This is a genomic window from Bradyrhizobium sp. BRP19, assembly GCF_020194195.1.
Taxonomy (GTDB): domain Bacteria; phylum Pseudomonadota; class Alphaproteobacteria; order Rhizobiales; family Xanthobacteraceae; genus Bradyrhizobium; species Bradyrhizobium yuanmingense.
In genome coordinates this window covers 1-547 of sequence record NZ_JADYVZ010000092.1, presented here as the reverse complement: position 1 = coordinate 547, position 547 = coordinate 1, and the positions used below count along the sequence as shown (strand labels likewise).

Here is a 547-nt window from a genome sequence, read left to right as displayed (position 1 = left end):
GGCCATCCTGTTCGGCACGGTGTTCGCGGCCGTTCATCATGCCGAGGTGATCGCCGAAGAGATCGGAGAGCCTTTCGGCACATTGGTGTTGACGCTCGCGGTCACGATCATCGAAGTCGCGCTGATCACGACGATCATGCTGGGCGACAAGCCGCAGCCGGCCCTGGCCCGTGATACGGTATTTGCGGTCGTGATGATCGTCTGCAACGGCCTCGTCGGGCTGTGCATCTTCATTGGCGGATTGCACTACCGGGAGCAGGATTTCCAGGTTTCGGGCGCCAACCTTTATCTCAGCGTGTTGTTTGTGTTGGCGACGATAACGCTGATCATGCCAAATTATACGTTGAGCACGCCAGGGCCGGTATATTCCGCCATGCAGCTTGGCTTTGTCGACGTGGTCACGCTCGTTCTGTACGGCGTCTTTCTCTACATCCAGACCATGCGGCACCGCGATTACTTCGTCGTCGAGTCCGCGAACAGGGATGCGGCGACCAAGAAGTCATCGAGCGCGGTGCTGGCGCTGAGCATTCCGTTGCTCCTGGTTTCC

At 58.7% G+C, this 547-nt stretch carries 1 protein-coding gene; it reads left to right on the top strand.

The window, feature by feature from the left end:
* On the top strand, positions 1–547 hold a 547-nt coding region (locus I6F36_RS38640; RefSeq protein ID WP_369424456.1), incomplete at both ends, for a calcium:proton antiporter.